19 protein-coding genes and 1 tRNA gene are annotated in these 24,390 nt (G+C 70.7%); 13 read left to right on the top strand and 7 right to left on the bottom strand.

Going from position 1 to position 24,390, the window contains the following annotated elements; all coding sequences use genetic code 11:
* Window positions 1-6 precede the first annotated feature (6 nt).
* A complete protein-coding gene (locus ACMV_RS06205; protein WP_013639883.1) occupies window positions 7-1,650 on the bottom strand; it encodes an amidase in 1,644 nt (547 codons plus the stop codon).
* Between the two features lie 74 nt (window positions 1,651-1,724).
* Here ACMV_RS06205 and ACMV_RS06200 point away from each other — a divergent pair, with 74 nt between their 5' ends.
* Entirely contained in the window at window positions 1,725-2,906 is a 1,182-nt protein-coding gene (locus ACMV_RS06200) for an FAD-binding domain-containing protein (protein WP_013639882.1), read from the top strand.
* Between the two features lie 7 nt (window positions 2,907-2,913).
* On the opposite strand, the gene ACMV_RS06195 is transcribed toward ACMV_RS06200, so the two are convergent.
* Window positions 2,914-3,690: an SDR family oxidoreductase gene (locus tag ACMV_RS06195; protein ID WP_013639881.1), complete on the bottom strand. Its 777-nt coding sequence runs from the start codon at window positions 3,688-3,690 to the stop codon at window positions 2,914-2,916.
* Between the two features lie 118 nt (window positions 3,691-3,808).
* Here ACMV_RS06195 and ACMV_RS06190 point away from each other — a divergent pair, with 118 nt between their 5' ends.
* From ACMV_RS06190 to ACMV_RS06145, 10 genes are all read left to right on the top strand, one after another.
* On the top strand, window positions 3,809-5,449 hold the full coding sequence (locus ACMV_RS06190) for a fatty acid--CoA ligase (RefSeq protein ID WP_013639880.1): 1,641 nt from the start codon (window positions 3,809-3,811) through the stop codon (window positions 5,447-5,449).
* Window positions 5,450-5,573: 124 nt separating this feature from the next.
* Window positions 5,574-7,073, top strand: coding sequence for an MmgE/PrpD family protein (locus ACMV_RS06185; protein ID WP_007424084.1), 1,500 nt, complete (start codon window positions 5,574-5,576; stop codon window positions 7,071-7,073).
* Window positions 7,074-7,092: 19 nt separating this feature from the next.
* Entirely contained in the window at window positions 7,093-8,244 is a 1,152-nt protein-coding gene (gene prpC, locus ACMV_RS06180; protein WP_013639879.1) for a bifunctional 2-methylcitrate synthase/citrate synthase, read from the top strand.
* Between the two features lie 10 nt (window positions 8,245-8,254).
* Window positions 8,255-9,169 (top strand): methylisocitrate lyase, encoded by a 915-nt coding sequence (gene prpB / locus ACMV_RS06175; RefSeq protein ID WP_013639878.1) that lies wholly within the window; start codon window positions 8,255-8,257, stop codon window positions 9,167-9,169.
* 27 nt (window positions 9,170-9,196) lie between these two features.
* Window positions 9,197-10,372: an acyl-CoA dehydrogenase family protein gene (locus ACMV_RS06170; protein WP_013639877.1), complete on the top strand. Its 1,176-nt coding sequence runs from the start codon at window positions 9,197-9,199 to the stop codon at window positions 10,370-10,372.
* Entirely contained in the window at window positions 10,369-11,466 is a 1,098-nt protein-coding gene (locus ACMV_RS06165) for an enoyl-CoA hydratase/isomerase family protein (protein ID WP_011941653.1), read from the top strand. Before ACMV_RS06170 ends, ACMV_RS06165 begins: the two co-directional genes overlap by 4 nt.
* Window positions 11,467-11,541: 75 nt before the next feature.
* Window positions 11,542-12,441 carry a 3-hydroxyisobutyrate dehydrogenase gene (mmsB, locus tag ACMV_RS06160; protein WP_013639876.1) on the top strand — a complete coding sequence of 300 codons (900 nt, stop codon included), beginning with the start codon at window positions 11,542-11,544 and terminating at the stop codon, window positions 12,439-12,441.
* A gap of 41 nt (window positions 12,442-12,482) precedes the next feature.
* A complete protein-coding gene (locus ACMV_RS06155; protein WP_013639875.1) occupies window positions 12,483-14,204 on the top strand; it encodes an AMP-binding protein in 1,722 nt (573 codons plus the stop codon).
* A gap of 35 nt (window positions 14,205-14,239) precedes the next feature.
* The gene (locus ACMV_RS06150) at window positions 14,240-15,007 is read left to right on the top strand and encodes an SDR family NAD(P)-dependent oxidoreductase (protein ID WP_013639874.1); all 768 of its coding nucleotides are present in this window, start codon (window positions 14,240-14,242) and stop codon (window positions 15,005-15,007) included.
* Window positions 15,008-15,069: 62 nt separating this feature from the next.
* A tRNA-Val gene (locus ACMV_RS06145) sits at window positions 15,070-15,144 on the top strand.
* Window positions 15,145-15,289: 145 nt separating this feature from the next.
* Here the strand turns inward: ACMV_RS06145 and mutL are convergent.
* On the bottom strand, window positions 15,290-17,038 hold the full coding sequence (gene mutL, locus ACMV_RS06140; protein WP_007421838.1) for a DNA mismatch repair endonuclease MutL: 1,749 nt from the start codon (window positions 17,036-17,038) through the stop codon (window positions 15,290-15,292).
* 59 nt (window positions 17,039-17,097) lie between these two features.
* Here mutL and ACMV_RS06135 point away from each other — a divergent pair, with 59 nt between their 5' ends.
* The gene (locus ACMV_RS06135; RefSeq protein ID WP_011941658.1) at window positions 17,098-18,006 is read left to right on the top strand and encodes an alpha/beta hydrolase; all 909 of its coding nucleotides are present in this window, start codon (window positions 17,098-17,100) and stop codon (window positions 18,004-18,006) included.
* Here the strand turns inward: ACMV_RS06135 and ACMV_RS06130 are convergent.
* The 4 genes from ACMV_RS06130 to ileS form a co-directional block, all read right to left on the bottom strand.
* A complete protein-coding gene (locus ACMV_RS06130; RefSeq protein ID WP_013639873.1) occupies window positions 17,966-19,195 on the bottom strand; it encodes an MFS transporter in 1,230 nt (409 codons plus the stop codon). The two genes, ACMV_RS06135 and ACMV_RS06130, sit on opposite strands and share 41 nt — an antisense overlap.
* 91 nt (window positions 19,196-19,286) lie before the next feature.
* The gene (locus ACMV_RS06125; RefSeq protein WP_011941659.1) at window positions 19,287-19,856 is read right to left on the bottom strand and encodes a DUF3035 domain-containing protein; all 570 of its coding nucleotides are present in this window, start codon (window positions 19,854-19,856) and stop codon (window positions 19,287-19,289) included.
* On the bottom strand, window positions 19,853-20,386 hold the full coding sequence (gene lspA, locus ACMV_RS06120; RefSeq protein ID WP_013639872.1) for a signal peptidase II: 534 nt from the start codon (window positions 20,384-20,386) through the stop codon (window positions 19,853-19,855). The genes ACMV_RS06125 and lspA overlap by 4 nt, the downstream gene beginning before the upstream one ends.
* On the bottom strand, window positions 20,383-23,211 hold the full coding sequence (gene ileS, locus ACMV_RS06115; RefSeq protein WP_013639871.1) for an isoleucine--tRNA ligase: 2,829 nt from the start codon (window positions 23,209-23,211) through the stop codon (window positions 20,383-20,385). Before ileS ends, lspA begins: the two co-directional genes overlap by 4 nt.
* 249 nt (window positions 23,212-23,460) lie before the next feature.
* On the opposite strand from ileS, the gene ACMV_RS06110 reads away from it, so the two are divergent.
* Window positions 23,461-24,345 (top strand): protein-methionine-sulfoxide reductase heme-binding subunit MsrQ, encoded by an 885-nt coding sequence (locus ACMV_RS06110; protein WP_013639870.1) that lies wholly within the window; start codon window positions 23,461-23,463, stop codon window positions 24,343-24,345.
* Window positions 24,346-24,390: the final 45 nt, after the last annotated feature.

The following is a 24,390-nucleotide window of genomic DNA, read 5'->3' as shown; positions in this document are numbered from 1 at the left end:
GGGTCCTTACGTGGCGCCGGTCAGGCCGTGCGGCGGGCGGAGGTCGAGCGCGCAGCGCCGGGCGAGGGCGTGGCCGAGGGCGAGCATCGGCGCCTCGTCGAACAGCCTGCCCCAGAGGCAGAGCGCGGCGGGGACGCGGCGCGCCGGGGCGTTGGCCGGGGCGTCGGCGGCGATGCCGGCGGAGGGGCGCGGCGGCGAGAGGGTGAAGCCGACCGGCAGGCAGAGGCAGGGATGGCCGGTGAAGGCGGCCAGCGTCGGCAGCGCGCCGACGCCGAAGGGCGCGGCGAGGAGATCGACCCCGGCGAGGAGGTCGCGCATCGCCATCATGCCGCGGCGGCGGAGCCGGTCGAGCTGGATGTGGTCGACCGCCGAGAGGAAGCGGGCGAGGCGGAACTGGTTGGGCCAGGCGGATTCGTCCTGGCGGGCGAGCAGGTCGTCGGCGCCGGAGAGGGTGAGCGGCTCGAAGCTCGCCGCCGCCTCGGCCATCAGCAGGGAGACCAGGCTTTCCCAGGGCAGCGCGGGCAGTTCGACCGGCACCGGGACGACGCCGAGGGCGCGGCAATGCTCGATCGCGGCGCGGGCGGCTTCCGCCGAGGGGTCGGCGAAATCGGCCGCCAGGATGCCGAGCCGCAGGCCTTCGGGGTCGCGCCCGGCATCGCCGCCGAAGGGGATGTCGAGGCTGGAGGGATCGTCGGGGTCGGCGCCGTTGAGGAGGGCGAGGATCAGCGCGGCGTCGCCGGCATCGCGGCAGAGCGGGCCGAGACGGTCGAGGCTCGGGCAGAGCGGCATCGTGCCGGTGCGGGCGATGCGGCCGAAGCTGGGGCGCAGGCCGACGGCGCCGCAGCGCGCGGCGGGGGCGACGATCGAGCCCAGGGTTTCGGTGCCGAGGGCGAAACCGCAGAGCCCGGCGGCGGCGGCGGCGGCGGAACCGGCGGAGGAGCCGGAGGCGCCTTCCTCCGTGTTCCACGGGTTGCGGGTGCGCCCGCCATGCCAGACATCGCCGTAGCCGAGCGCGCCGACGGTGGTCTTGCCGAGCAGCACGGCGCCGGCGGCGCGCAGGCGGCGGACCGCGACGGCATCCTGTTCCGGCAGGCGGCCGAGAAAGGGTTCGGCGCCGCGATCGGTGACGAGGCCGGCGGTGTCGATCAGGTCCTTGCAGCCCCAGGGCACGCCGTGCAGCGGGCCGGCCCAGTCGCCGCGGGCGGCGCGGGCGTCGAGTGCGGCGGCCTCGTCCAGCGCGGCGGGGTTGAGGCGGGCGAAGGCGCCGATCGCGGGATCGAGCCGGGCGATGCGGTCGAGGCAGATCGCGGCCAGGCGGGTCGCGGTGAGGTGCCCGGCGCGGACCCACGCCGCCTGAAGGCGGGCGGGGGCGAAGGCGATCGCCGCATCGTCGTCGCCGGGAAACGGGGCGTCGGCGGCGGGCAGGCGCAGCGGTGCCGCCGGCGGCGGCGCGAAGCCGGGGAGGCGCGGGTCGAACACGCAGGCGGGGGCCAGCCGCTCGTCGAGCGGGACGGCGCGGCGGGCGCGGGCCAGGTCGATCTGCGCCGCGAGGGCGCCGGCGAGCAGGTCGCGTTCCGGCCCGGTCTGGGCGATGCCGAGAACGCGCTCGGCGGCGGCGATGTCGGCGCTGGTCACGGCCTGTTTGTCCACCCAAACCTCCTGTCAGTCTGTTTGGCCGATCCGGCGGGCATTGCCAAGAGCGGCCGAGGCGCCATTTGCGGGGCATGGATGCCGAACCGATTCCCACCCGCGACGCCGGGCTCGACCGCCTTGCCGCCTTCCTGCCGCGCGCCGGGGCGGCTTATGCGGCGGGGCGGAATACCGATCCCGGACCGGAGCGGAAAGGGGCGGTCTCGCAGCTGTCGCCCTGGCTGCGGCACCGGCTGCTGACCGAGGCGGAGGTGGCGCGGGCGGCGTTCGCGGCGCATGGCGAGGCGGCCGCGAAATTCATCGAGGAGGTCGGCTGGCGGACCTACTGGAAGGGCTGGCTGGAGCAGCGGCCCGGCGTGTACGATCTCTATCGCGCCGGGCTGCGGCGGGCGGAGAACCGGCTCGCGACCGAGGAGGGGCTGCGGCGCGCGTTTCACGATGCCTGCGCCGGGCGGACCGGGATCGACTGTTTCGATTCCTGGGCGCGGGAGATCGTCGCGCGGAATTACCTGCACAACCATGCGCGGATGTGGTTCGCCTCGATCTGGATCTTCACGCTGCGGCTGCCCTGGGAACTCGGGGCGGATTTCTTTCTCCGCCACCTGCTGGATGGCGACATCGCCTCCAACACGCTGTCGTGGCGGTGGGTGGCGGGGCTGCACACGCCGGGCAAGCACTATCTCGCGCGGGCGGAGAACATCGCGCGCTTCACCGGCGGGCGGTTCGATCCGCGCGGGCTGCTCGACGAGGCGGCGGAACCGCTCACCGAGGCGGTGCGGCCGCGGCCGGCGCTTCCGCCGCAATTCGATCCGCCGCCTTCGGGCGAGGTCGTGCTGCTGCTGCACGAGGAGGATTGCGCGGCGGAGACGCTCGATCTTGCCGGCTGCACGGTGCGGGCGGTGGCGGCGGTGGCGATGCCCGAGGCGCGGGCGCGCGGCGGCGTGGCGCCGGCGGTGGCGGGCTTCGCCCATGGCGCGCTGGTGGATGCGATGGGACGGGCGGCGGCGCGATTCGGCGTCCGGCCGGTGCTGCTGGAAGTGGACGATCTCGCCGGCTGGGCGGCGGCGCACCGGCTGAAGGTGGTGACCGCGCATCCGCCCATCGGGCCCGTCGCGCAGGCGCTGGCGGCGGCGGATGTGGGGGCGGTGCGGGTCGCCCGCGCCTGGGACCGCGCCTTGTGGCCGCATGCGGGGCGCGGGTTCTTCGGCTTCCGCCCCCGGATCGGCGACGCGGTGGCCGCCGCGTCCGGGGGCTGAGCGCGGGTCAGATCACGCCGGAGCCGCCATCGACCGCGAGGATCTGGCCGGTGATGTGGCCGGAGGCGGCGGAGCAGAAGAGCAGGGCGGCGCCCTTCAGGTCGGCGTCGTTGCCGAGCTTGTTCATCGGCGTCTTCGCCAGGATCTTTTCCTCGAACTGGCCGAGGATGCCGCGCGTCATCTTCGAGGGGAAGAAGCCGGGGGCGAGCGCGTTCACCGTGATGTTGTGCGGGCCCCATTCGGCGGCGAGCGCGCGGGTCATGTTCACCACCGCGCCCTTCGAGGTGTTGTAGGGGATGGTGCCGGTGATGTCCGGGTGATGGCCGCGAAGCCCGGCGATCGAGGCGATGTTGAGCACCTTGCCGGACTTGCGGGGGATCATCGAGCGTGCGGCGATCGCCTGGGTGAGGAAGAACAGGTTGTTGACGTTGAGGTTCATCACCCGCGCCCAGGCCTCGGGCGTGACGTCGACCGCCGGGGCACCCCAGGTGGCGCCGGCATTGTTCACCAGGATGTCGACCGGGCCCGAGGCCAGCACGGCGTCGGCCAGCGTCTTCGGGCCGTCGTCCCGGCCGAGGTCGCTGACATGGGCGGTGGCGGCGATGCCGAGGCCGGCGAGGTGCTTCACCGCCTCGTCCAGCTCGTCCTCCTTGCGGGCGGAGATCGCGATGGTGGCGCCGAACTCGCCGAGCGCCTCGGCGATCTGCAGGCCGAGGCCGCGCGAGCCGCCGGTGATCAGGGCGCGCTTGCCGGTCAGGTCGAACAGGGATTTCAACGCGGTCATTCGGGTTTCCTCATCGTTGCTGGCCCGTTCCGGGCGGGGTTGACGGGCGCGATACGCGCCTATCCTATGGTGCACAAGCCCCCGTGCCAACGGGGACGCGACCTGGAGGAGACGAGACATGACCGAGGTGACGGAACCGTTCCGCTACCGGCTGCTGATCGGGCAGCTGCTGAAGATGCCGATCGCGCAGGCGAGCCGGCGCGAGATCGTCTATCGCGGCGACACGCGGCTGACCTATCCGCAATTCGCCGCCCGCGTGCACCGCTTCGGCGGCGTGCTGCGCGACCTCGGCGCCGGGATGGGCACGCGCGTCGCCTTCATGGACTGGGACAGCCACCGCTACCTCGAAGCCTATTTCGCGGTGCCGATGGCGGGTGCTGTGCTGATGATGGTGAACATCCGCCTCAGCCCGGAGCAGATCGCCTACACGATCGATCATTCCGGCGCGGAAATCCTGTTCGTGCACGCGGATTTCCTGCCGGTGCTGGCGGCGATCCGCGAGCGGCTGCCGAAGCTGCGCCAGGTGGTGCTGATCCGCGACGACGATATCGCCGTGCCGGAGGGCTTCGCCGGGGAGTATGAAACGATGCTGGCGGCGACGGCGCCGCTCGACGCGTTTCCGGAATTCGACGAGGACACGCTGGCGACGACCTTCTACACGACGGGGACGACCGGCCTGCCCAAGGGGGTGATGTTCACCCACCGGCAGCTCGTGCTGCACACGCTGATGGTGCTGACCGGAATCAACATGTCCGGGCTGAATGGCGGGCTGTCGCGCGAGGACGTCTACATGCCGCTGACGCCGATGTTCCACGTTCACGCGTGGGGCTTTCCCTACGCGGCGACGATGCTGGGGATGCAGCAGGTCTATGTCGGGCGGTTCCTGCCGGAGGTGGTGCTGCGGCTGCTGGTCGAGGAGCGGGTGACGGTGTCGCACTGCGTGCCGACGATCATGCACATGATCCTGAACGCGCCGGCGGCGAAGGCGATCGACCTGTCGCGCTGGCGGGTGGTGATCGGCGGCTCGGCGCTGCCGCGGCCGCTCTGCGAGCAGGCGCTGGCGCGGGGGATCGACATCTTCGCCGGCTACGGCATGTCGGAGACCTGCCCGGTGATGACGCTGGCGCAGCTGCGCGGCGACATTCTCGACGGGCTGCCCGATCGCGCCGAGGCGGAGATCGGCTACCGGATGGCGGCTGGCCTGCCGGGGCCGCTGGTCGAGGTCCGGATCGTGGACGAGGCGATGAACGATGTGCCGCATGACGGCAAGTCGGTCGGGGAGGTGGTGACGCGCACCCCGGCGCTGACGCCGGGCTATGCCGGCAACCCGGAGGCCTCGGCGGCGCTCTGGCGGGGCGGGTGGCTGCATACCGGGGATATCGGCACGATCGACGCCGACGGGTATCTGCGCATCGTCGACCGGGTGAAGGACGTGATCAAGACCGGCGGCGAGTGGATCTCCTCGATCGGGCTGGAGGAGATCCTGCTCACCCATCCGGCGGTGTCGGAGGCGGCGGTGGTGGGGGTCGCGGACGAGCGCTGGGGCGAGCGGCCGGTGGCCTTCGTCGTGCTGCGCGCGGGGATGGAGGCCGACGAGGCGGCGCTGCGCGGCCATGTGCAGGCGCGGGCGGATGCCGGCGCGATCTCGCGCTACGCGGTGCCGGACCGGGTGCATCTGGTCGAGACCCTTGACAAGACCTCGGTCGGCAAGCTGGACAAGAAGGCGATGCGCGCGCGCGCCACCGGAGGGGCGGCGTGAGTTCGCAGACTTCGCAATTCGCCGTCCCGGCTTCGATCCAACTTGCCGCAATTCGCTTGTGACTGCGAAGTCCAGCGGCTATTGCGGGGCCAAACCACCTTCAGCAACCACGAGCGCAACCGCCATGAAACTTCACGAAGTCCGTGTTCATCCATCCAAATCCCTGCTCAAGCGGGACGACCAGCTGGCGTGGAAGATCGCCGGCGTGGCGGCGGACAAGGTGGCCGTCGACAAGGACGTGACGGCGATGATCATCAACCGGATCATCGACAACGCGGCGGTGGCGGTGGCCTCGGTCAATCGCGGGCCGGTGGTCTCGGCCCGGGCGATGGCGCTCGGCCATGCGAAGCGCGGCGGGGCGACGGTGTTCGGCCTGCCGGCGCGCAAGACGGTGAGCCCGGAATGGGCGGCCTGGGCGAACGGCACGGCGGTGCGCGAGCTCGATTACCACGACACCTTCCTCGCCGCCGACTATTCGCACCCGGGCGACAACATTCCGCCGATCCTCGCGGTGGGCCAGGTGATGGAGCGCTCCGGGCGCGACCTGATCCGCGGCATCGCGACGGGGTATGAGATCCAGATCAACCTCGTGCGGGCGATCTGCCTGCACGAATGGAAGAAGGACCATATCGCGCATCTCGCCCCGGCGCAGGCGGCGGGCATCGGCGCGCTGCTCGGGCTGAAGCAGGAGACGATCTTCCAGGCGGTGCAGCAGGCGGTGCATGTCAGCTTCACCACGCGGCAGAGCCGCAAGGGCGAGATCAGCTCGTGGAAGGCGTTCGCGCCCGCCCATGCCGGCAAGCTCGCGATCGAGGCGGTGGACCGGGCGATGCGCGGCGAGGGCGCGCCGAGCCCGATCTATGAGGGCGAGGACAGCGTGATCGCCTGGATGCTGGGCGGCAAGGATGCCGTCTATCACGTGCCGCTGCCGGGCAAGGGCGAGGCCAAGCGCGCGATCATGGACAGCTACACCAAGGAGCACTCGGCCGAATACCAGAGCCAGGCGCTGATCGACCTCGCCTTCCGGATGCGCGAGCAGATCGAGAATTTCGACGCGATCGAGAAGATCACCATCCACACCTCGCACCACACCCATTACGTGATCGGAACGGGGGCGAACGACCCGCAGAAGATGGACCCGAAGGCGAGCCGCGAGACGCTCGACCATTCGATCATGTACATCTTCGCGGTCGCGCTGCAGGACGGCACCTGGCACCATGTCGACAGCTACGCGCCGAAGCGGGCGCGGCGGGCGGACACGGTGGCGCTGTGGCACAAGATCGAGACCGCCGAGGACCCGGAGTGGACGCGCCGCTACCACGCCACCGATCCGGCCGAGAAGGCGTTCGGCGGGCGCGTCGAGATCCGGTTCAAGGATGGCAGCACGCTGGTCGACGAGCTGGCGGTGGCGAACGCGCATTCGCTGGGCGCGCATCCGTTCGAGCGGGCCGATTACATCCGCAAGTTCGAGACGCTGACCGACGGCATCATCTCGCCGCGCGAGGCCGCCCGCTTCCTCGAGGCGGTGCAGGAACTGCCGCGCCTGCCGGCCGGTGAGCTCGACCGGCTGAACGTCGCCCTGCCCGCGGGCGCGCTGCTCGAGGGCAAGCCGGGCATCTTCTGAGACGCAAGGAGCAGACAACATGAGCGAGACCACGACGGCGCCGAAGCCGAAGAAGTCGGTCGCCCTTTCGGGGGTTGCCGCGGGGAACACGGCGCTGTGCAGCGTCGGCCGCAGCGGCAACGACCTGCATTACCGCGGCTACGACATTCTCGACATCGCCGAGACGTGCAGCTTCGAGGAAATCGCGCATCTGCTGATCCACGGCACGCTGCCGAACGCGGCGGAGCTTTCGGCCTATCTCGCGAAGCTGCAGGCGCTGCGCGGGCTGCCGGATGCGGTGCGCAAGGTGCTGGAGGCGCTGCCGGCCGCCGCCCACCCGATGGACGTGATGCGCAGCGGCGTCTCCGCCCTGGGCTGCGTGCTGCCGGAGGCGCACGACCACAACCCGGCCGGCGCGCGCGACGTGGCGGACCGGCTGATCGCCTCGCTCGGCTCGATGCTGCTCTACTGGTATCACTACAGCGCCAACGGGCGGCGCATCGATGTCGAGACCGACGACGAGTCGATCGGCGCGCATTTCCTGCACCTGCTGCACGGGCGCCGGCCGGTGGATGCCTGGGTGCGGGCGATGCACACCTCGCTCATTCTGTACGCGGAACATGAATTCAACGCCTCGACCTTCGCTTCGCGCGTCGTCGCCGGCACGGGGTCGGACATCTACTCGGCGATCACCGCCGGCATCGGCGCGCTGCGCGGGCCGAAGCATGGCGGCGCCAACGAGTTCGCCTTCGAGGTGCAGAAGCGCTACGCCGACCCCGACGAGGCGGAGGCGGATATTCGCCGGCGGATCGAGGCGCGCGAGGTGATCATCGGTTTCGGCCATCCGGTCTATACCATCGCCGATCCGCGCAACGTGGTGATCAAGCGCGTCGCCCGCTCGCTCTCGGAGCAGGCGGGATCGATGAAGATGTTCAACATCGCCGAGCGGATCGAGAGCGTCATGCACGACGCGAAGCGGATGTTCCCGAATCTCGACTGGTTCTCGGCCGTGTCGTACCACATGATGGGCGTGCCGACCGCGATGTTCACGCCGCTCTTCGTGATCGCGCGGACCACCGGCTGGAGCGCGCATGTGATGGAGCAGCGCGCCGACAACAAGATCATCCGTCCCTCGGCCAGCTATGTGGGGCCGGAGGATCGCAAGTTCGTGCCGCTCGACAAGCGCGGCTGAGGAGGGTTCGATGAGCTATCTGCAAGCATCCGGCCTGCCGGATCGACCCGCCGGGCTGCGCTTTCGCGAACTGGTGGAACGTGGGCCGATCGTGCAGATTCCGGGCGCGCATAACGGGCTCGCCGGGCGGCAGGCGATGCGGGCCGGGTTCGAGGCGTGCTACCTTTCCGGGGCGGCGATGACCGCCTCGATGGGGCTGCCGGATCTCGGCATCATCACCGTCGACGAGGTGTGCTTCTTCGTCCGCCAGGTGGCGCGGGCCTCGGGCCTGCCTGTGCTGGTCGATGGCGATACCGGCTATGGCGAGGCGCTCAACGTGATGCACATGGTGCGCAGCTTCGAGGATGCCGGGGCGGGTGCCGTGCATATCGAGGACCAGCTGCTGCCGAAGAAATGCGGCCACCTGAACGACAAGAAGCTCGCCGATGCGCGCGACATGGCGGCGAAGGTGGCGGCGGCGGCGCATGCGCGGCGGAACCTCTACATCATCGCGCGCACCGATGCCGCGGCGAGCGAGGGGATGGACGGCGCGGTGGCGCGGGCGAAGATGTATGTCGAGGCCGGGGCCGACGCGATTTTCCCCGAAGCGCTCTACAACGCCGAGATGTTCCGCGAATTCGCCCGTCGGATGCCGGGCGTGCCGCTGCTCGCCAACATGACCGAGTTCGGCCGCACGCCGTTCTTCACCGCCGCCGAGTTCGAGGAGATGGGCTACCGGATGGTGATCTGGCCGGTGACCTCGCTGCGGGTTTCGGCGAAGGCGGTGGAAAATCTCTACGCCGCGATCCGGCGCGATGGTGGTGCGCAGAATTGCGTCGAGGCGATGCAGACGCGCGCCGAGCTCTACGAGACCATCGACTATGCCGGGTTCGAGGCGCTGGATGCGACGATCGTCAAGACCGTCGTGCCGGCGCCGATCGGCTGACGGAGACGCCGCTTTCGGGAGGAAGAGATGAACGCCACGACGCCATCCGACGCAACGCCGCAATTCGCGCTCGACGAGGCGCAGCGCGCGATTGCCGAGATGGCGCGCGGCTTCGCCGACGAGCGGCTGGCGCCGCACGCGCTGGAGTGGGACGCGGCGCGGCACTTTCCTCTCGACGTGATCCGCGAGGGCGCAGCCCTCGGCATGGGCGGGATCTATGTGCGCGAGGAGAGCGGCGGGTCGGGACTGACGCGGCTCGACGCGGCGCTGATCTTCGAGGCGCTGGCGACCGGCTGCCCGGCGGTTTCGGCCTACATGTCGATCCACAACATGGTGGCGTGGATGGTCGACCGGTTTGGTGACGACGCGCAGCGCCGGGACGTGTTGCCGGCGCTGGTGAGCATGGAGCATCTCGCCAGCTACTGCCTGACCGAGCCGGGGGCGGGATCGGACGCGGCGGCGCTGAAGACGAAGGCCGTGCGCGATGGCGACGATTACGTGCTCGACGGCGTCAAGCAGTTCATCTCGGGCGCGGGCGCGACCGACCTTTATCTGGTGATGGCGCGCAGCGGCGGCGCCGGGCCGCGCGGGATTTCCTCGTTCCTGGTGCCGAAGGATGCGAAGGGGCTTGGCTTCGGCGCCAACGAGCGGAAGATGGGCTGGAACGCGCAGCCGACGCGCCAGGTGGTGTTCGAATCCTGCCGCATTCCCGCACGGTTCCGGCTCGGCGCCGAAGGCGAGGGGTTCCGCATCGCGATGAGCGGGCTCGATGGCGGGCGGGTGAATATCGGCGCCTGTTCTCTCGGCGGCGCGCAGGCGGCGCTGGAGAAGGCGCAGCGCTACATGGGCGAGCGCGAGGCGTTCGGCCGGCGGCTGGAGGATTTCCAGGCGTTGCAGTTCCGGCTTGCCGACATGGCGACCGAGCTGGAGGCGGCGCGGCTCTTCCTGTGGTCCGCCGCGGCTTCACTCGACCGCGGCGAGGCGGACACGACCCGGCGCTGCGCGATGGCGAAGCGGATCGCCACCGATACGGGTTTCGAAGTCGCCAACAATGCGCTGCAACTGTTCGGCGGCTACGGCTATCTCGCCGAATACGGCATCGAGAAGATCGTGCGCGATCTGCGGGTGCACCAGATTCTGGAAGGGACGAACGAAATCATGAGACTGATCGTCGCGCGCGGCCTCATCGGGCGGAACGCATGAGCGGGGAGACGACCGCGGATGTCGAGATCCGGATCGAGGGCAGGGTCGGCCGGATCAGCCTGAACCGGCCGCGGGCGCTGAACGCGCTGACGCACGACATGGAAGTGGCGATCGACGCGGCGCTGCTGCGCTGGGCGGACGATCCTTCCGTCGCCTTCGTGATGGTGGACGGGCGCGGCGAGCGCGGGCTGTGCGCGGGCGGCGATATCCGCGCGCTGTACGACGCGGCGAAGAGCGGCGGCGAACGCCTCGCCTTTCCATTCTTTGGCGACGAATACAGGATGAACGCGCATATCGCGAATTATCCGAAGCCCTTCGTCGCGCTGATGGACGGGATCGTGATGGGCGGCGGCGTCGGCATTTCGGCGCACGGGTCGCACCGCATCGTCACCGAGCGGACGATGCTGGCGATGCCGGAGGTCGGCATCGGCTTCGTGCCGGATGTCGGCGGCACTTTCCTGCTCGGGCGGATGCCGGGCGAGACCGGCATTCACGCCGCACTCACCGCGCACCGGATGACCGGCGCCGATGCGGTGTCCTGCGGCATCGCCGATCATTACGTGGAAAGCCGGCATCTGCCGGCGCTGACGGCGGCGCTGGCGGCGCTGGTGGATGGCGCTGATGTCGATGACTGCATCGCCGCCTTCGCGACGCCGGCGCCGGACTCGCCGCTGCTCGCCGAGCGCGCCTGGATCGACGATTGCTACAAGGCGCCGACGGCCGAGGCGATCGTCGCGGCGCTGGAGGCGCATGCCGAACCGGCGGCGCGCGAGGCGGCGGCGACGATCAGGCGGATGTCGCCGACCTCGGTGAAGCTCAGCCTGCGCCTCGTGCGCGCGGCGCGGGGCGATGCGAAGGTGGAAACCGCGATCGACCGCGAGTTCCGCGTCGCGGTGCGCTGCGTCGCCGCGCATGATTTCGTCGAGGGCGTGCGGGCGCAGCTCGTCGACAAGGACCGCAATCCGCGCTGGCAGCCGGCGACGCTCGATGGCGTGGATGATGAAGCGCTCGATGCCTATTTCGCGCCGCTCGGCGCCGATGAGCTGGGGCTCGACGCACTAGAGCACTTTCCGATCCTTTCGGATCGGATGTAGTGCTCTATCATATTGATAATTAGAGCATCTTTATCCGATCGGATGATGCTCTAACGCACTGACAGGAGGATACGCATGGCACGGATCGGATTCATCGGCCTGGGCAACATGGGCGGCCCGATGGCCGCCAATCTGGTCCGCGCGGGCCATGCGGTGCTCGGCTTCGACACCGTGCCGGCGGCGCGCGAGGCGGCGGCGGCGGCGGGTGTGACGATCGTGTCGCTTGCCGCCGAGGCGGCGCGCGACGCGGATGCGGTGATCACCATGTTGCCCTCCGGCCCGATCGTGCGCGCGGTCTATGAGGCGGCGGACGGCATCCTGCCGGCGGCGCGGGCCGGCACGCTGTTCATCGACTGCTCGACCATCGATGTCGACTCCGCCCGCGCCGCGCATGCGATGGCGGCGGGACGGGGGATGCTCTCGCTCGATGCGCCGGTCTCCGGCGGGGTGGGCGGTGCCAGCGCCGGGACGCTGACCTTCATGGCCGGCGGCAGCGCCGAGGCGTTCGAGCGCGGCGAGCCGCTGCTGGCGGCGATGGGCCGGCGCATCGTGCATTGCGGCGGCGCCGGGGCCGGGCAGGCGGCGAAGATCTGCAACAACATGATCCTCGGCATCTCGATGATCGCGGTGAGCGAGGCCTTCGCGCTGGCCGACCGGCTGGGGCTCGACCGGCAGAAACTGTTCGACGTGGCCTCCACCGCCTCGGGCCAGTGCTGGTCGCTGACCTCGTATTGCCCGGTGCCGGGACCGGTGCCGGCGAGCCCGGCCAATCACGAATACCGGCCGGGCTTCGCCGCCGCGCTGATGCTGAAGGATCTCGGTCTCGCGATGGAGGCGGCGGCGGCGACCGGCACCGAGACCGCGCTCGGCCGCCATGCGCGCGACATCTACGCCGCGTTCGCCGAATCAGGGCATGGCGGCGAGGATTTTTCCGCGATCTTCCGGGCGATCTCGGCGGCGTCGAAACCCGCCTGAGCGGCGCGGGAGGCGCGGAACCAGAAAAAAAGGAAACGTCCATGACCGACTTCATCGCCGCGCGGCAGTTCCTTCTCGACCACCGGACCGATCTTGCCGCCGCCTCCGCCGGATTCCGCTGGCCGGAGGCGCGGGATTTCAACTGGGCGCTCGACTGGTTCGATGCGCATCTCGCCCGCGATGCCGGCAGCGCGCGGCGCCCGGCGCTGTGGATCGCCGATCCGGCGGGCGGGGAGGATGTGCGGCTGAGCTTCGCCGAATTGTCGGCCCGGTCGAACCGGACGGCGAATTTCCTGCGCGCCCGGGGCGTGCGGCGGGGCGACCGGCTGATCCTGCTGCTCGGCAATATCGTGCCGTTGTGGGAGGTGATGCTGGCGGCGATCAAGCTCGGCGCGGTGGTGATTCCGGCAACGACGCTGCTGACGCCCGAGGAGTTGCAGGACCGGGTGGAGCGCGGGGCGGCGCGTTTCGTGGTGACGACGGCGGACCAGGCGGCGAAGTTCGACGCTGTGGCCGGCACGTTCCAGCGGATCGCGATCGGCGGCGCGCCGGATGGGTGGACGCCCTACGCGCCCGAGGGCGAGAGCGCGGATTTCACGCCGGACGGACCGACCCGGGCGGATGATCCGCTGCTGCTCTATTTCACCTCGGGCACCACGGCGAAGCCGAAACTCGTTCTGCATTCGCATTATTCCTATTCGGTCGGCAGTCTCTCGACGATGTACTGGATCGGGTTGCGGCCGGGGGATGTGCATCTGAACATTTCCTCGCCGGGCTGGGCGAAGCATGCCTGGAGCAGTTTCTTCGCGCCCTGGAACGCGGGGGCGACGGTGTTCATCGTCAACCAGCCGCGCTTCGAGGCGAAGGCGCTGCTCGATACGCTGGTCCGCTGCGGGGTGACGACGCTGTGCGCGCCGCCGACGGTCTGGCGGCTGCTGATCCAGAACGATCTCGCGCAATGGAAGGTGGCGCTGCGCGAGCTGGCCTGCGCCGGCGAGCCGCTGAACGCCGAGATCATCGACCGGGTGCGGGCGATGTGGGGGCTGACGATCCGCGACGGCTACGGCCAGACCGAGACGACCGCGCAGATCGGCAATTCGCCCGGCCAGGCGGTGAAGCCGGGGTCGATGGGCCGGCCGCTGCCGGGCTACCGCATCGCCATACTCGACCAGGCGAACGATTCGGTGACCGAGGGCGAGGTGGCGCTGCCGCTTGGCGCGGCGCGGCCGGCCGGGCTGATGCGCGGCTATGTCGACGCCGAGACCGGCGCGCTGCGCGGCACCGACGGCGCCTATTACCGGACCGGCGATGTCGCGCAGATCGACGCCGACGGCTATCTCACCTTCGTCGGCCGGGCGGATGACGTGTTCAAGTCGTCGGATTACCGGATCAGCCCGTTCGAGCTGGAGAGCGTGCTGATCGAGCACGGAAGCGTCGCCGAGGCGGCGGTGGTGCCGAAGCCGGACGAGATCCGCCTTTCGGTGCCGGTCGCCTATGTCGCGCTGGTGCCGGGGGCGGCGGCGGACCGGGCCACGGCGCTGTCGATCTTCCGGCATGCGCGGGCGCGGCTGGCGCCGTTCAAGCGGGTGCGGGAGATCGTGTTCGTCACCGACCTGCCGAAGACGATTTCGGGGAAGATCCGGCGTGTGCAGTTGCGGCGCGGCGAGGCGGGCGGCGAGGCCGGGCTGGCGGGCGAGGTGGTGCGCTTCGCCGAGAGCGCGTTTCCGGAGCTGGCCTCGGGCGAGGGCGGCGGCCCGGCGTGATGGCGCGCCGGGCAATCTGACGGGGCGGAGCAAAAATGGACATTCGCGACAAGGTGTTTCTGGTCACCGGCGGCGGCTCCGGGCTTGGCGCCGCCGCGGCGCGGGCGCTGGTGGCGGAGGGCGGGCGCGTGGTGCTGGCGGATGTGGCCGAGGCGCCGGGCATGGCGCTCGCGGCCGAACTCGGCGCCGCCGCGCGATTCGTGCGGACCGATGTGACGGATGCCGGCCAGGCGGAGGCCGCGGTGGCGGCGGCGCGGGCGGCGTTCGGCGGGCTGCACGGGCTGGTGAACTGCGCCGGAATCGTGCTGGGCGAGAAGGTGCTGGGGCGCGAGGGACCGGCCTCGCTCGAGCGGTTCGCGCGGGTGATTTCGGTGAACCTCATCGGCACGTTCAACATGATCCGGCTCGCCGCCGCGGCGATGGCGGAAGGTGCGCCGGATGAGGGCGGCGAGCGCGGGGTGATCGTGAACACCGCCTCGATCGCGGCGTTCGACGGGCAGATCGGCCAGGCCGCGTATGCCGCCTCGAAGGCCGGGGTGGCCGGCATGACGCTGCCGCTGGCGCGGGAACTGGCGCGCAGCGGCATCCGGGTGATGACGATCGCGCCCGGCGTGTTCGAAACCCCGATGATGGCCGGCCTGCCGGACGAGGCGCAGTGCGCGCTCGGCGCCGCCGTGCCGTTTCCGCCGCGGCTCGGGCGGCCGGCGGAATACGCCGCGCTGGTGTGCCATATCATCGGGAACACCATGCTGAACGGCGAGACGATCCGGCTCGACGGCGCGCTACGGATGGCGCCGCGCTGACCGGCTCCGGCCCTCTTGCATCGCGGGGCGGCGGCCTGTAATACCCGTCGCACCGCAACGGCGGGCGCGTAGCTCAGCGGGAGAGCACTGCCTTGACATGGCAGGGGTCACAGGTTCAATCCCTGTCGCGCCCACCACACAAATTCCTGAAATCACACCGTTTTTTGAGTGGCATCACGGTCATGAACCGTGGGCTTGGGCCTCGTAGCAACCAGACAGCTACCGGACAAAGCCACGTTTTCAGCGGGTGCAGGCCGTTCGGGAAGAACGATCTGGATGGTCTCAGCCGGCCCGGCCGAACATCCGCTCCAGATCGCCCCGGCTCAGCCGCAGCACCGTGGGCCGCCCGTGCGGGCAGGTTTGGGCGAGGGGGGTCGTCTCCATCGCCCGCAACAGCGCCTCCATCTCGGCGAACGCCAGCCGCCGCCCCGCCCGCACCGAACGGTGGCACGCCATGCGGATCAGCACCGCGTCCAGCTTCGCTTCCAGCGCCGTCGCCGTCCCGCTCTCCGCCAGCGTGTCCGCCACATCCCGCGCCAGCGCGGCCGGGTCGGCCTTGGCCAGCGCGGCCGGCACCGCCCGCACCAGCACCGCCCCCGGCCCGAACGCCTCGATCTCCAGCCCCAGCCCCGCCAGCCGCTCCGCCGCCCCCAGCAGCCGCGCGATATCCTCCGCCGGCAGCTCCACCACCGAAGGCGCCAGCAGCGCCTGCGCCGGAATCGCCCCCGAATCCCGCTCCGCCCGCAGCCTGATCTCGGTCAGCCGCTCATGCGCCGCGTGCTGGTCCACCAGCACCAGCGTCCCGTCCCCGCTCTGCGCGAGAATATACGTGTCGAACACCTGCGCGATCGGCGTCCCCAGCGGATAGTCCGGCCGCGATTCGGGCAGAACCTCCGGCGCCACCCGCGCCGGCGGCAAATCCAGCCCGCGCAACTCCGCCTCCGCGAACCCCCGCGCCGCCCGGCTCTCCGCCTGCGGATACCGCGGCATCGGCGAGGAAGCCGCCCAGCTCGTCCGCGGCATCGACACCGAGGGGGCCGCCGCCAGGTCCGCCGGGGTCGCCAGCGCCCGCTGCACCGCCCCGATCATCAGCGACCGCACCGCGTCGGGTGCTGCGAACCGCAGCTCCGCCTTCGCCGGATGCACGTTCACATCCAGCATCTCCGCCGGAATCTCCAGCCACAGCGCCGCCAGCGGATGCCGCCCCGCCGGAATCCGCTCCCGATACGCGAGCCGCAGCGCCATCCGCAGCAGCGGGTCCCGCACCGGCCGCCCGTTCACCACCATGTGCTGGTGCCGCGCCGCCGCCCGCGTCAGGCTCGCCGGCGAGATGAACCCCCGCAGCGCCACCTCTTCGCGAACCGCCTCGATCTCCAGCAGCTTCTCCGCATCCGCCCGCCCATAGATCGCCGCCACCCGCTCCCGCCGGTCTTGCGGCGGCAGGTCGAAACTCGCCGCCCCGTCGATCGTCAGCGAAAACCCCACCGCAGGCGCCGCCAGCGCCAGGTGCCGGACCGCATCGGCGCAGGACCCCGCCTCGGCGCCGGCGCTGCGCAGGAATTTCCGCCGCGCCGGCGTCGCGTGGAACAGGTCCTCGACGGTCACGCAGGTCCCGACCGGCCCGGCCACCGGCTCGACCTCGCGGACGGCCCCGCCATCGACCACGATCCTGGCCGCCGAATCCTGCCCCGCCGGGCGGGAGGTTACGGTCAGCCGTCCGGCCGCCCCGATCGACGGCAACGCCTCGCCCCGGAACCCCAGCGTGGCGATCCGGACCAGCGCCTCGTCGGTCAGTTTCGATGTGGCGTGCCGTTCGATCGCCAGCGGCAGTTCGGCCTCGGGAATCCCGTGACCGTCATCGGTCACCTCGATCCGGCCGATCCCGCCGCCCTCGATCGTCACCCCGATCCGTCGTGCCCCGGCATCGAGCGCGTTCTCCACCAGTTCCTTGACCGCGGCGGCCGGCCGTTCGATGACCTCGCCGGCGGCAATCCGGTTGATCGTGGTCGGGTCTAGGCGGCGGATCGGCATGGCCCCATCTTACAGCAACAAGCCTCTTCCGCCATGCACCCGGAGCCCGACACAGACCCATGGCCAGCCTCGCAGCCCACCTGATCAATCCGGTCCTGCGTGTGCAGGTCAAGCGCAAGCTCGCCCGCGCGACCGATGCCGAGTCGCTCCGCAAGGCGTTCCGCTCGCCGATGCCGACCCCGCGCGGCGTGCGATATACCCCCTCGATCATCGGCGGCGTGCCGGGCGAATGGGTCGAGCCCGCCTTCGGCGCCCCGCCGGCGATGACCGTGCTTTACCTGCATGGCGGCGGCTATGTCGTCTGCTCCGCCGAGTCGCACCGCCCGGTCACCGGCGGCCTCGCGCGCCGGGGCCTGCGTGTCTTCGCCGCCGATTACCGCCTCGCCCCGGCGCATCCCTTTCCCGCCGCCGTCGATGACGGCTTCGCCGCCTTCCGCGGGCTCGTCGCGCAGGGGCACGATCCGGCGAGCCTCGCCATCGCCGGCGATTCGGCGGGCGGCGGCCTCGCGCTCGCGGTGGCGTTGCGGGTCCGCGAGGCGGGCATGGCGATGCCGGCGCGGCTGGTGCTGTTCTCGCCCTGGACCGACCTTGCCGGCACCGGCCGCAGCGCGGTCGAGAACCGGCGGTGCGACCCGATGATCCAGGGCGGCCGGATCGCCGAGGGCGCGCGCCCCTATCTCGCCGGCACCGATCCGTACAATCCGTTCGCCTCGCCGCTCTACGCCGATCTCGCCGGCCTGCCGCCGATGCTGGTCCATGTCGGCGCGCGGGAGGTGCTGCTCGACGATTCGGTGCGGCTGCACGAGAAGGCGCTGGCCGCCGGCGTCGATAGCCTGCTCCGGATCTGGCCCGTCGTGCCGCATGCCTGGCCGATCTTCCAGGCGATCCTGCCCGAGGGGCGCGCGGCGCTCGACGAGAGCGCCGCCTTCATCCGTGGTGCCGCGCCGCCGCCCGCCGCACTTCGTTGATGCCGAAATAGGTCAGGGCGAGCAGCGGCAGCACCCCGCCGACGATGGCGACCAGCGTCCAGCCGCCGCGGATCAGCAGGTCGCTCGCCACCGCCGAGCCGGCGGCGCCGCCGAGGAAGAAGGCGGTCATGTAGGCGCCGTTCAGCCGGGCCCGCCGCTCGGGGGCAAGGGCGTAGATCGCCCGCTGGCCGAACAGGTTGTTGGCCTGCACGCCGAAATCGAGCAGCACGCCGGCGCCGGCGAGGAGGACGACGCTGTGGATGGCGGCGCCATAGCCCGAGATCAGGAAGGAGAGGGCGATCAGCGCCAGCGCGGTCGCGGTGCCGGGGCGGCCGTATCCGGCATCGGCCAGCCGCCCGGCGATCGGCGCGGCGGCGGCGCCGGCGGCGCCGACCAGGGCGAAGATCGCGATGCCGAACTGGGTGTAGTGGAATTCATGCAGCAGCAGCAGCGGCGCCGCCGTCCAGTACAGGGTGAAGGCGGCGAAGGCGCAGGTCTGGTAGGCGGCGCGGCGGCGCAGCATCGGCTCGGTGCGGTAGAGGCCGAGCATCGAGACGATCAGCTCGCCATAGTGATGATCGAGCTTCGGCGTGACGCGCGGCAGCTTGAGCCGCAGCAGGACCGCCAGCAGCGCGATGCCCGCCGCCGAAATGCCGAACACCGCCCGCCAGCCGGCGAGCCAGGCGACGAAGCTCGCCATCGGCCGGGCGAGCAGGATGCCGAGCAGCAGCCCGGCCATCACATTGCCCACCACGCGGCCGCGGATGGCATCGGGCGTCAGCGAGGCGATCATCGGCACCATGATCTGCACCGCCGCGGAGCTGACGCCGATCAGCAGCGAGGCGGCGAGGAAGCTCGTGCCGTTCCAGGCGATGGCGGCGAGGCCGAGGGCGATGGCGGAGGCGCCGACCATGCGCGCGATCAGCTTGCGGTTCTCCAGCAGGTCGCCCAGCGGCACCAGCAGCAGCAGGCCGGCGGCGTAGCCGAGCTGCGTCAGCGTCACCAGCAGGCTCGCGACCTGCGCCGGCAGGCCGATATCCGGCGCGATCGTGCCGACCAGAGGCTGGACGTAATAGATGTTGGCGACGACCGCGCCGGTCGCGACCGCGAACAGCGTGGTCAGCGCGGAGGAGGGGGCGGCATCGGTCTTCGCGACGGCGGCCGGGGACGCGGTGATACATTCCGACATGAAAGCCGATATGCCCTTCGCAGGCCTGTGTTCAACCGCCGAGGCGATGCCGGCCAGCCATGAGCGCCAGCCCCTTGCCGGCGCCGCCGACTCAGAACAGGTCGAGGAACCGGCCGACAACGCCCTTCTGCGCCTGGCCCGGCGCGGTCGCCGGCGTCGTGCCCTTCGTTGCCGGCTCGCCGAGGGCGGCGTTTTCCTGCAGGCGCTTCTGCTCGGCCGGCGCGTTGACCACCTTGGCGCCCTTCGACGAGCTGCCGAAGGACATCAGCGAGCCGACGAAACCGGGGCTGCGGCTTTCCTGTTCGGCGTCATGGTTGATCGTCGCGCGGATATTGGCCGGCGGCGTCGGCCCGGCCTGTTCGAGCAGCGCCTGCTGCGCCGGGCCCATCGTGGTGCTGGCGTTCTGCAGGGCGCTCTGCGGCGAGAGGATGCTCTGCGCCTCGGTCGAGGAGGAGACCTGCTGGGGCCGCGGCTCGCCGGGCACGGGGGTGGGCAGGGCCTGGAGATCCGGCGGCATCGACAGCGGAGCCTCGGTACCGACATCGAACGCGTTGGGGGGCGTGACCGTCAGCCCGAAGGTCTTCGACGGATTGCTGCATCCGGCCAGCAGCAGCGGGCCGAGCAGCAGGAACGGAAGGGTCGCGCGCGATGAACGGATCATGGCGCTTCCTTATCCTCGCGCGCGGGAGGCGGCAAGTGACCGGCGCGGTCGCGGCTGAACAGGCTTTCGATGATCAGCGCGGCGACGCCGCCATCGATCGCGGCGTCGGCGAGGTTGAAGACGTACCAATGCAGGTTGCCGATATGGACATCGACGAAATCGACCACCGCGCCGTAGGCGATTCGCGAGATGACGTTGCCGGCGGCGCCGCCGATGATGGCGCCGAGGCCGAGCGCCGCGAGCAGCGAGGGGGTGCGCCAGAGCCAGACCGAGAGCCCGGCGATGGCGGCGATCGCGACCGCGATCAGCAGCAGCCGCGCGTCGTCGCCGGCCAGGATGCCGAAGGTGACGCCGTGGTTCCAGACCATGGTGAAGTTCAGCACCGGCAGGACCGGCACGCTGCCCTTCCGCGGCAGGTCGAGTCCGTAGAGGATCCAGGCCTTCGAGGCCTGGTCGATGGCCAGCACCGCCAGCGCCATCAGCGCGCCGAGCGTGCGGCGGCTTGCGTTACCGCGAGATGCGCCGGTCATTCGACATACGCGCAGCAGCGGCGGCACAGGCCGGGATGCGCGGGGTTGCCGCCGACCTCGGGCAGCACCTTCCAGCAGCGCTCGCATTTCTCCCCGGGGGCGATCTCCACCACCGGCTCGGCGCGCAGCGGGGCGCTGGCGCCGGCGCCTGCGGGCTCGGCGGCGATCTCGGTTTCCGCCGCCGAGGTGATCATGATCTCCGCCCAGTCCGCCGCGCGCAGGGCTTCCGGCGCATCGACCGCGAAGGTCAGGACGATCTTCGCCTGCAGCGAGGCGGCGATGTCGCCGTTGCGGCGGGCCTCCTCGATCCGCGCATTGGCGATGCGGCGCACCGCGCGGATCCCGGTCCAGGCCTCGTCCAGCGCGTCGTCGCGCCAGGCGGCGGGAAGCTCGGGGAACTGCGCGAGATGCACGCAGGCCTCCTCGCCATGGCGGGCGCGCCAGGCCTCGTCGGCGGTGAAGGGCAGGACGGGGGCGAGCCAGGTGGCGAGGCAGCGGAACAGGATGTCGAGCACGGTGCGGCAGGCGCGCCGCGTCTCGCTCTGGGCGACGAGCCGTCCCTCGGCATCGAGCCGGACGTCGCAATAGAGCGCGTCCTTGCGGATGTCGAAATAGAAGGCGGAGAGGTCGTTGTTGCAGAACTGGTGGATCGCCGGATAGACGCCGGTCCAGTCATGCGTCTCGACGGCGCGGCGCAGCATCGCGTCGAGCCGGGAGAGGCGGTGCAGCACGTAGCGCTCGAGGTCGGGCATGTCGGCGGCCGGCATCGCCTCGGCCTCGGTGAAGCCGTCCAGCCCGCCGAGGACCCAGCGCAGCGTGTTGCGGATGCGGCGGTAGAGATCGGCCTGCTGCTTGAGGATGTCCTTGCCGATGCGCAGGTCGTTGTGGATGTCGGAGTTCATCACCCACAGGCGCAGGATGTCGGCGCCGTACTGGTCGATCACCTGCTGCGGCGCGGTGACGTTGCCGAGCGATTTCGACATCTTGCGGCCCTGCTCGTCGAGCACGAAGCCGTCGGTGACGATGGCCTTGAAGGGCGCGGTGCCGCGGGTGCCGACCGCTTCCAGCAGCGAGGCCTGGAACCAGCCGCGATGCTGGTCCGAGCCTTCGAGATAGAGATCCGCCGGCCAGGGCATGCCGCGCGCCTCCAGCACGAAGGCGTGGGTCGAGCCGCTCTCGAACCAGACATCGACGATGTCGAAGACCTGCTCGAAATCGGCGGGATCGTGGTCCGGCCCGAGGAAGTCGGCGGCGGGGCGGGCATACCAGGCATCGGCGCCCTCGGCCTCGAACAGGGCGCGGGTGCGGGCGAAGACCGCCGGATCGGTCAGGATCGACTTGTCGTCGCGGCGGACGAAGATCGCGATCGGCACGCCCCAGGCGCGCTGGCGGGAGATGCACCAGTCCGGCCGCGCCTCGACCATCGAGCGGATGCGGTTGCGGCCCTGGTCGGGGACGAAGGCGGTGCGGTCGAGCGCCTCCAGCGCGTGGGCGCGGATCGCCTCCTCGCCGTCCATCCGGATGAACCAGTTGGGCCGGGCGAGATAGATCAGCGGCGCCTTGGAGCGCCAGGAATGCGGATAGGAGTGGAGGAATTCCTCGCGCCGGAGCAGGGCGCCGGCCGCGGTGAGCGCGGCGCAGACCGGGTCCGCCGCCTTGTAGACGTGCAGGCCGGCGAAGAGCGGCACGTCGGCGGCGTAGGTGCCGTCGTCGTTCACCGTTTCCGGCACCGCGATGCCGTGGGCGCGGCAGAGGAAGAAATCGTCCTCGCCATGCGCGGGCGCCATGTGGACGAAGCCGGTGCCGGCCTCGGTGGTGACGAAGTCGCCGAGCAGGAGCGGGACATCGTAGTCATAGCCCTGGCCGCGCAGCGGGTGGGCGCAGACGAGGGCGCCGAGATCCTTGCCGCGCAGCGTCTGCTCGACCTCGTGCGCGGTGATGCCGGTTTCGGCGGCGAAGGCGTCGAGCAGTTCGGCGGCGACGACGAGGCGCTCGCCCTTGCGGGCGAGGCTGTGCTCGGTGGCATCGGCGATGCGGATCACGACATAGTCGAACTCCGGCCCGGCGGCGAGGGCGCGGTTGCCGGGGATGGTCCAGGGGGTCGTCGTCCAGATCACGATCGCGGCACCGTCGAGATCGCCGCCGACGACGGGGAAGCGCACCCAGATCGCAGTGTCCCGCCGGTCCTGATACTCGACCTCGGCCTCGGCCAAAGCGGTCTTCTCGACCGGGCTCCACATCACCGGCCGCAGCCCGCGATAGAGCGCGCCGGAGGCGGCGAATTTGTGGATTTCCGCGGCGATCGCCGCTTCGGAGGCGAAATCCATCGTGGCGTAGCGGTTCGCCCAGTCGCCCTCGACGCCGAGGCGCTTGAACTCCTCGGCCTGCACGTCGAGCCAGTGCTGGGCGTAGTCGCGGCATTCGCGGCGGAATTCGAGGATCGGCACCTCGTCCTTGTTCTTGCCGGCCTTGCGGTAGCCTTCCTCGACCTTCCACTCGATCGGCAGGCCGTGGCAGTCCCAGCCGGGGACGTAGTTGGCGTCGAACCCGGCCATCTGGCGGGCGCGGTTGATCAGGTCCTTGTGGATCTTGTTCAGCGCGTGGCCGATATGCAGGTTGCCGTTCGCATAGGGCGGGCCGTCATGCAGGATGAAGGGCGTGCGGCCGGCGGCATCGGCGCGCAGCCGGCCGAACAGGCCCATCGCCTCCCAGCGGGCCAGCGCCTCGGGCTCGCGCTTCGGCAGGTCCCCGCGCATCGGAAAGCCGGTTCGCGGCAGGAAGACGGTGGCGCGGTAGTCACGCGGGCTGGACGGCAGGTCGTTCATCGAAAAGGCTCCGGCGGAGGAAAGGACAGGCGTGCGATCCCGGCCCTAGATCAGGACCGGGCGGCGAATTCGCGGGACCAGGCAGGCGGCGCGCCGTGCGGATGTCATGGCGAGAGGTTATGCGAGCCGCCACCCCGAACGGTCAAGCGCGGAATGTTGAACGGAATTTTGCTCTCATCCGCATCCGGATGGGGGTGGCGAGGCGAATTCAGGGCATATTTCTGCTCCCACGCCGGAATCCGAGCCGCCATGCCGAATGCCGCCCCGCAAGCTGAAGTCCGCGTTCGCCCGAAACGCCAGGCCCGCGTCTTCGGCGCGCCCTGGCGCACGCCGGCCGGGCGGTTTTCCTGGCTGAAGACGATTGCCCTCGCGCTCTGCACCGCGCCGGCGGCCTATATGCTGTGGGAGCGGCAAACCGGACATCTCGGCGGACGGCCGACGCATGAGCTGATGCTGCAGACCGGGTTCTGGGCGATCCGCTTCCTGCTGCTCGGCCTCGCCATCACACCGGCGCGGGCGGTGTTCGACTGGATGCGGCTGGCGATGTTGCGGCGAATGCTGGGCCTCGCGGCGGCATTCTACACCTTCGCGCATGTGATCCTGTATGCGGCGGATGAGGGATATGCCATCGGATTCGTTTTGAATCAGATGTTTACGGTGTTTTACCTCATCCTCGGTACCATCGCGACGATCGGGCTTGTGGCGCTGGCCGCGACCTCGACCGATGCGGCGATGGCGCGGCTGGGGCGGCGGTGGAAGGCGCTGCACCGGCTGGTCTATCCGATCGCCGCGCTCTCGATCTGGCATTTCTTCCTCACCCAGAAGATCGACGTCTCGGCGGCGATGGTGCCGTTCGGCCTGTTCGTCTGGCTGATGCTCTGGCGCCTGGCGCCGCCGGGGTTCCGGCGCTCGCTGGCCGGCATTCTCGTCCTCGCCCTCGGTGCCGTGGCGATCACCGCCGGCGGCGAGGCGGGATGGTATGCGCTCAATTCCGGGATCGATCCGTGGCGCGTGCTCGATGCCAATCTCTCGACCGCGCGGATCAGCCCGGCGGCGTTCGTCGCGGCCGATCTCGCGCTGCTGGCGGTGCTGGTGGCCGCGCGGCGGTTGCAGCGCCACGCGGCTCCGGGCTGAACGGTCACATCCACGACATACCCGACTCGGCCGGGCCCTGCTAGC

Source organism: Acidiphilium multivorum AIU301, assembly GCF_000202835.1.
Lineage (GTDB): Bacteria > Pseudomonadota > Alphaproteobacteria > Acetobacterales > Acetobacteraceae > Acidiphilium > Acidiphilium multivorum.
Note: the sequence above shows the minus strand (reverse complement) of the source record. Positions and strands in the feature narration are given on the sequence as shown.

Coding starts and splice junctions, on each gene's coding strand:
- ACMV_RS06110 (WP_013639870.1), top strand. CDS start 23,461: ATGCCGAATGCCGCCCCGCAAGCTGAAGTCCGCGTTCGCCCGAAACGC.
- prpB (WP_013639878.1), top strand. CDS start 8,255: ATGAGCTATCTGCAAGCATCCGGCCTGCCGGATCGACCCGCCGGGCTG.
- ACMV_RS06130 (WP_013639873.1), bottom strand. CDS start 19,195: ATGTCGGAATGTATCACCGCGTCCCCGGCCGCCGTCGCGAAGACCGAT.
- ACMV_RS06195 (WP_013639881.1), bottom strand. CDS start 3,690: ATGACCGCGTTGAAATCCCTGTTCGACCTGACCGGCAAGCGCGCCCTG.
- ACMV_RS06165 (WP_011941653.1), top strand. CDS start 10,369: ATGAGCGGGGAGACGACCGCGGATGTCGAGATCCGGATCGAGGGCAGG.
- ACMV_RS06135 (WP_011941658.1), top strand. CDS start 17,098: ATGGCCAGCCTCGCAGCCCACCTGATCAATCCGGTCCTGCGTGTGCAG.
- ACMV_RS06200 (WP_013639882.1), top strand. CDS start 1,725: ATGGATGCCGAACCGATTCCCACCCGCGACGCCGGGCTCGACCGCCTT.
- ACMV_RS06190 (WP_013639880.1), top strand. CDS start 3,809: ATGACCGAGGTGACGGAACCGTTCCGCTACCGGCTGCTGATCGGGCAG.
- ACMV_RS06125 (WP_011941659.1), bottom strand. CDS start 19,856: ATGATCCGTTCATCGCGCGCGACCCTTCCGTTCCTGCTGCTCGGCCCG.
- mutL (WP_007421838.1), bottom strand. CDS start 17,038: ATGCCGATCCGCCGCCTAGACCCGACCACGATCAACCGGATTGCCGCC.
- lspA (WP_013639872.1), bottom strand. CDS start 20,386: ATGACCGGCGCATCTCGCGGTAACGCAAGCCGCCGCACGCTCGGCGCG.
- ACMV_RS06170 (WP_013639877.1), top strand. CDS start 9,197: ATGAACGCCACGACGCCATCCGACGCAACGCCGCAATTCGCGCTCGAC.
- ACMV_RS06155 (WP_013639875.1), top strand. CDS start 12,483: ATGACCGACTTCATCGCCGCGCGGCAGTTCCTTCTCGACCACCGGACC.
- ileS (WP_013639871.1), bottom strand. CDS start 23,211: ATGAACGACCTGCCGTCCAGCCCGCGTGACTACCGCGCCACCGTCTTC.
- prpC (WP_013639879.1), top strand. CDS start 7,093: ATGAGCGAGACCACGACGGCGCCGAAGCCGAAGAAGTCGGTCGCCCTT.
- ACMV_RS06150 (WP_013639874.1), top strand. CDS start 14,240: ATGGACATTCGCGACAAGGTGTTTCTGGTCACCGGCGGCGGCTCCGGG.
- mmsB (WP_013639876.1), top strand. CDS start 11,542: ATGGCACGGATCGGATTCATCGGCCTGGGCAACATGGGCGGCCCGATG.
- ACMV_RS06185 (WP_007424084.1), top strand. CDS start 5,574: ATGAAACTTCACGAAGTCCGTGTTCATCCATCCAAATCCCTGCTCAAG.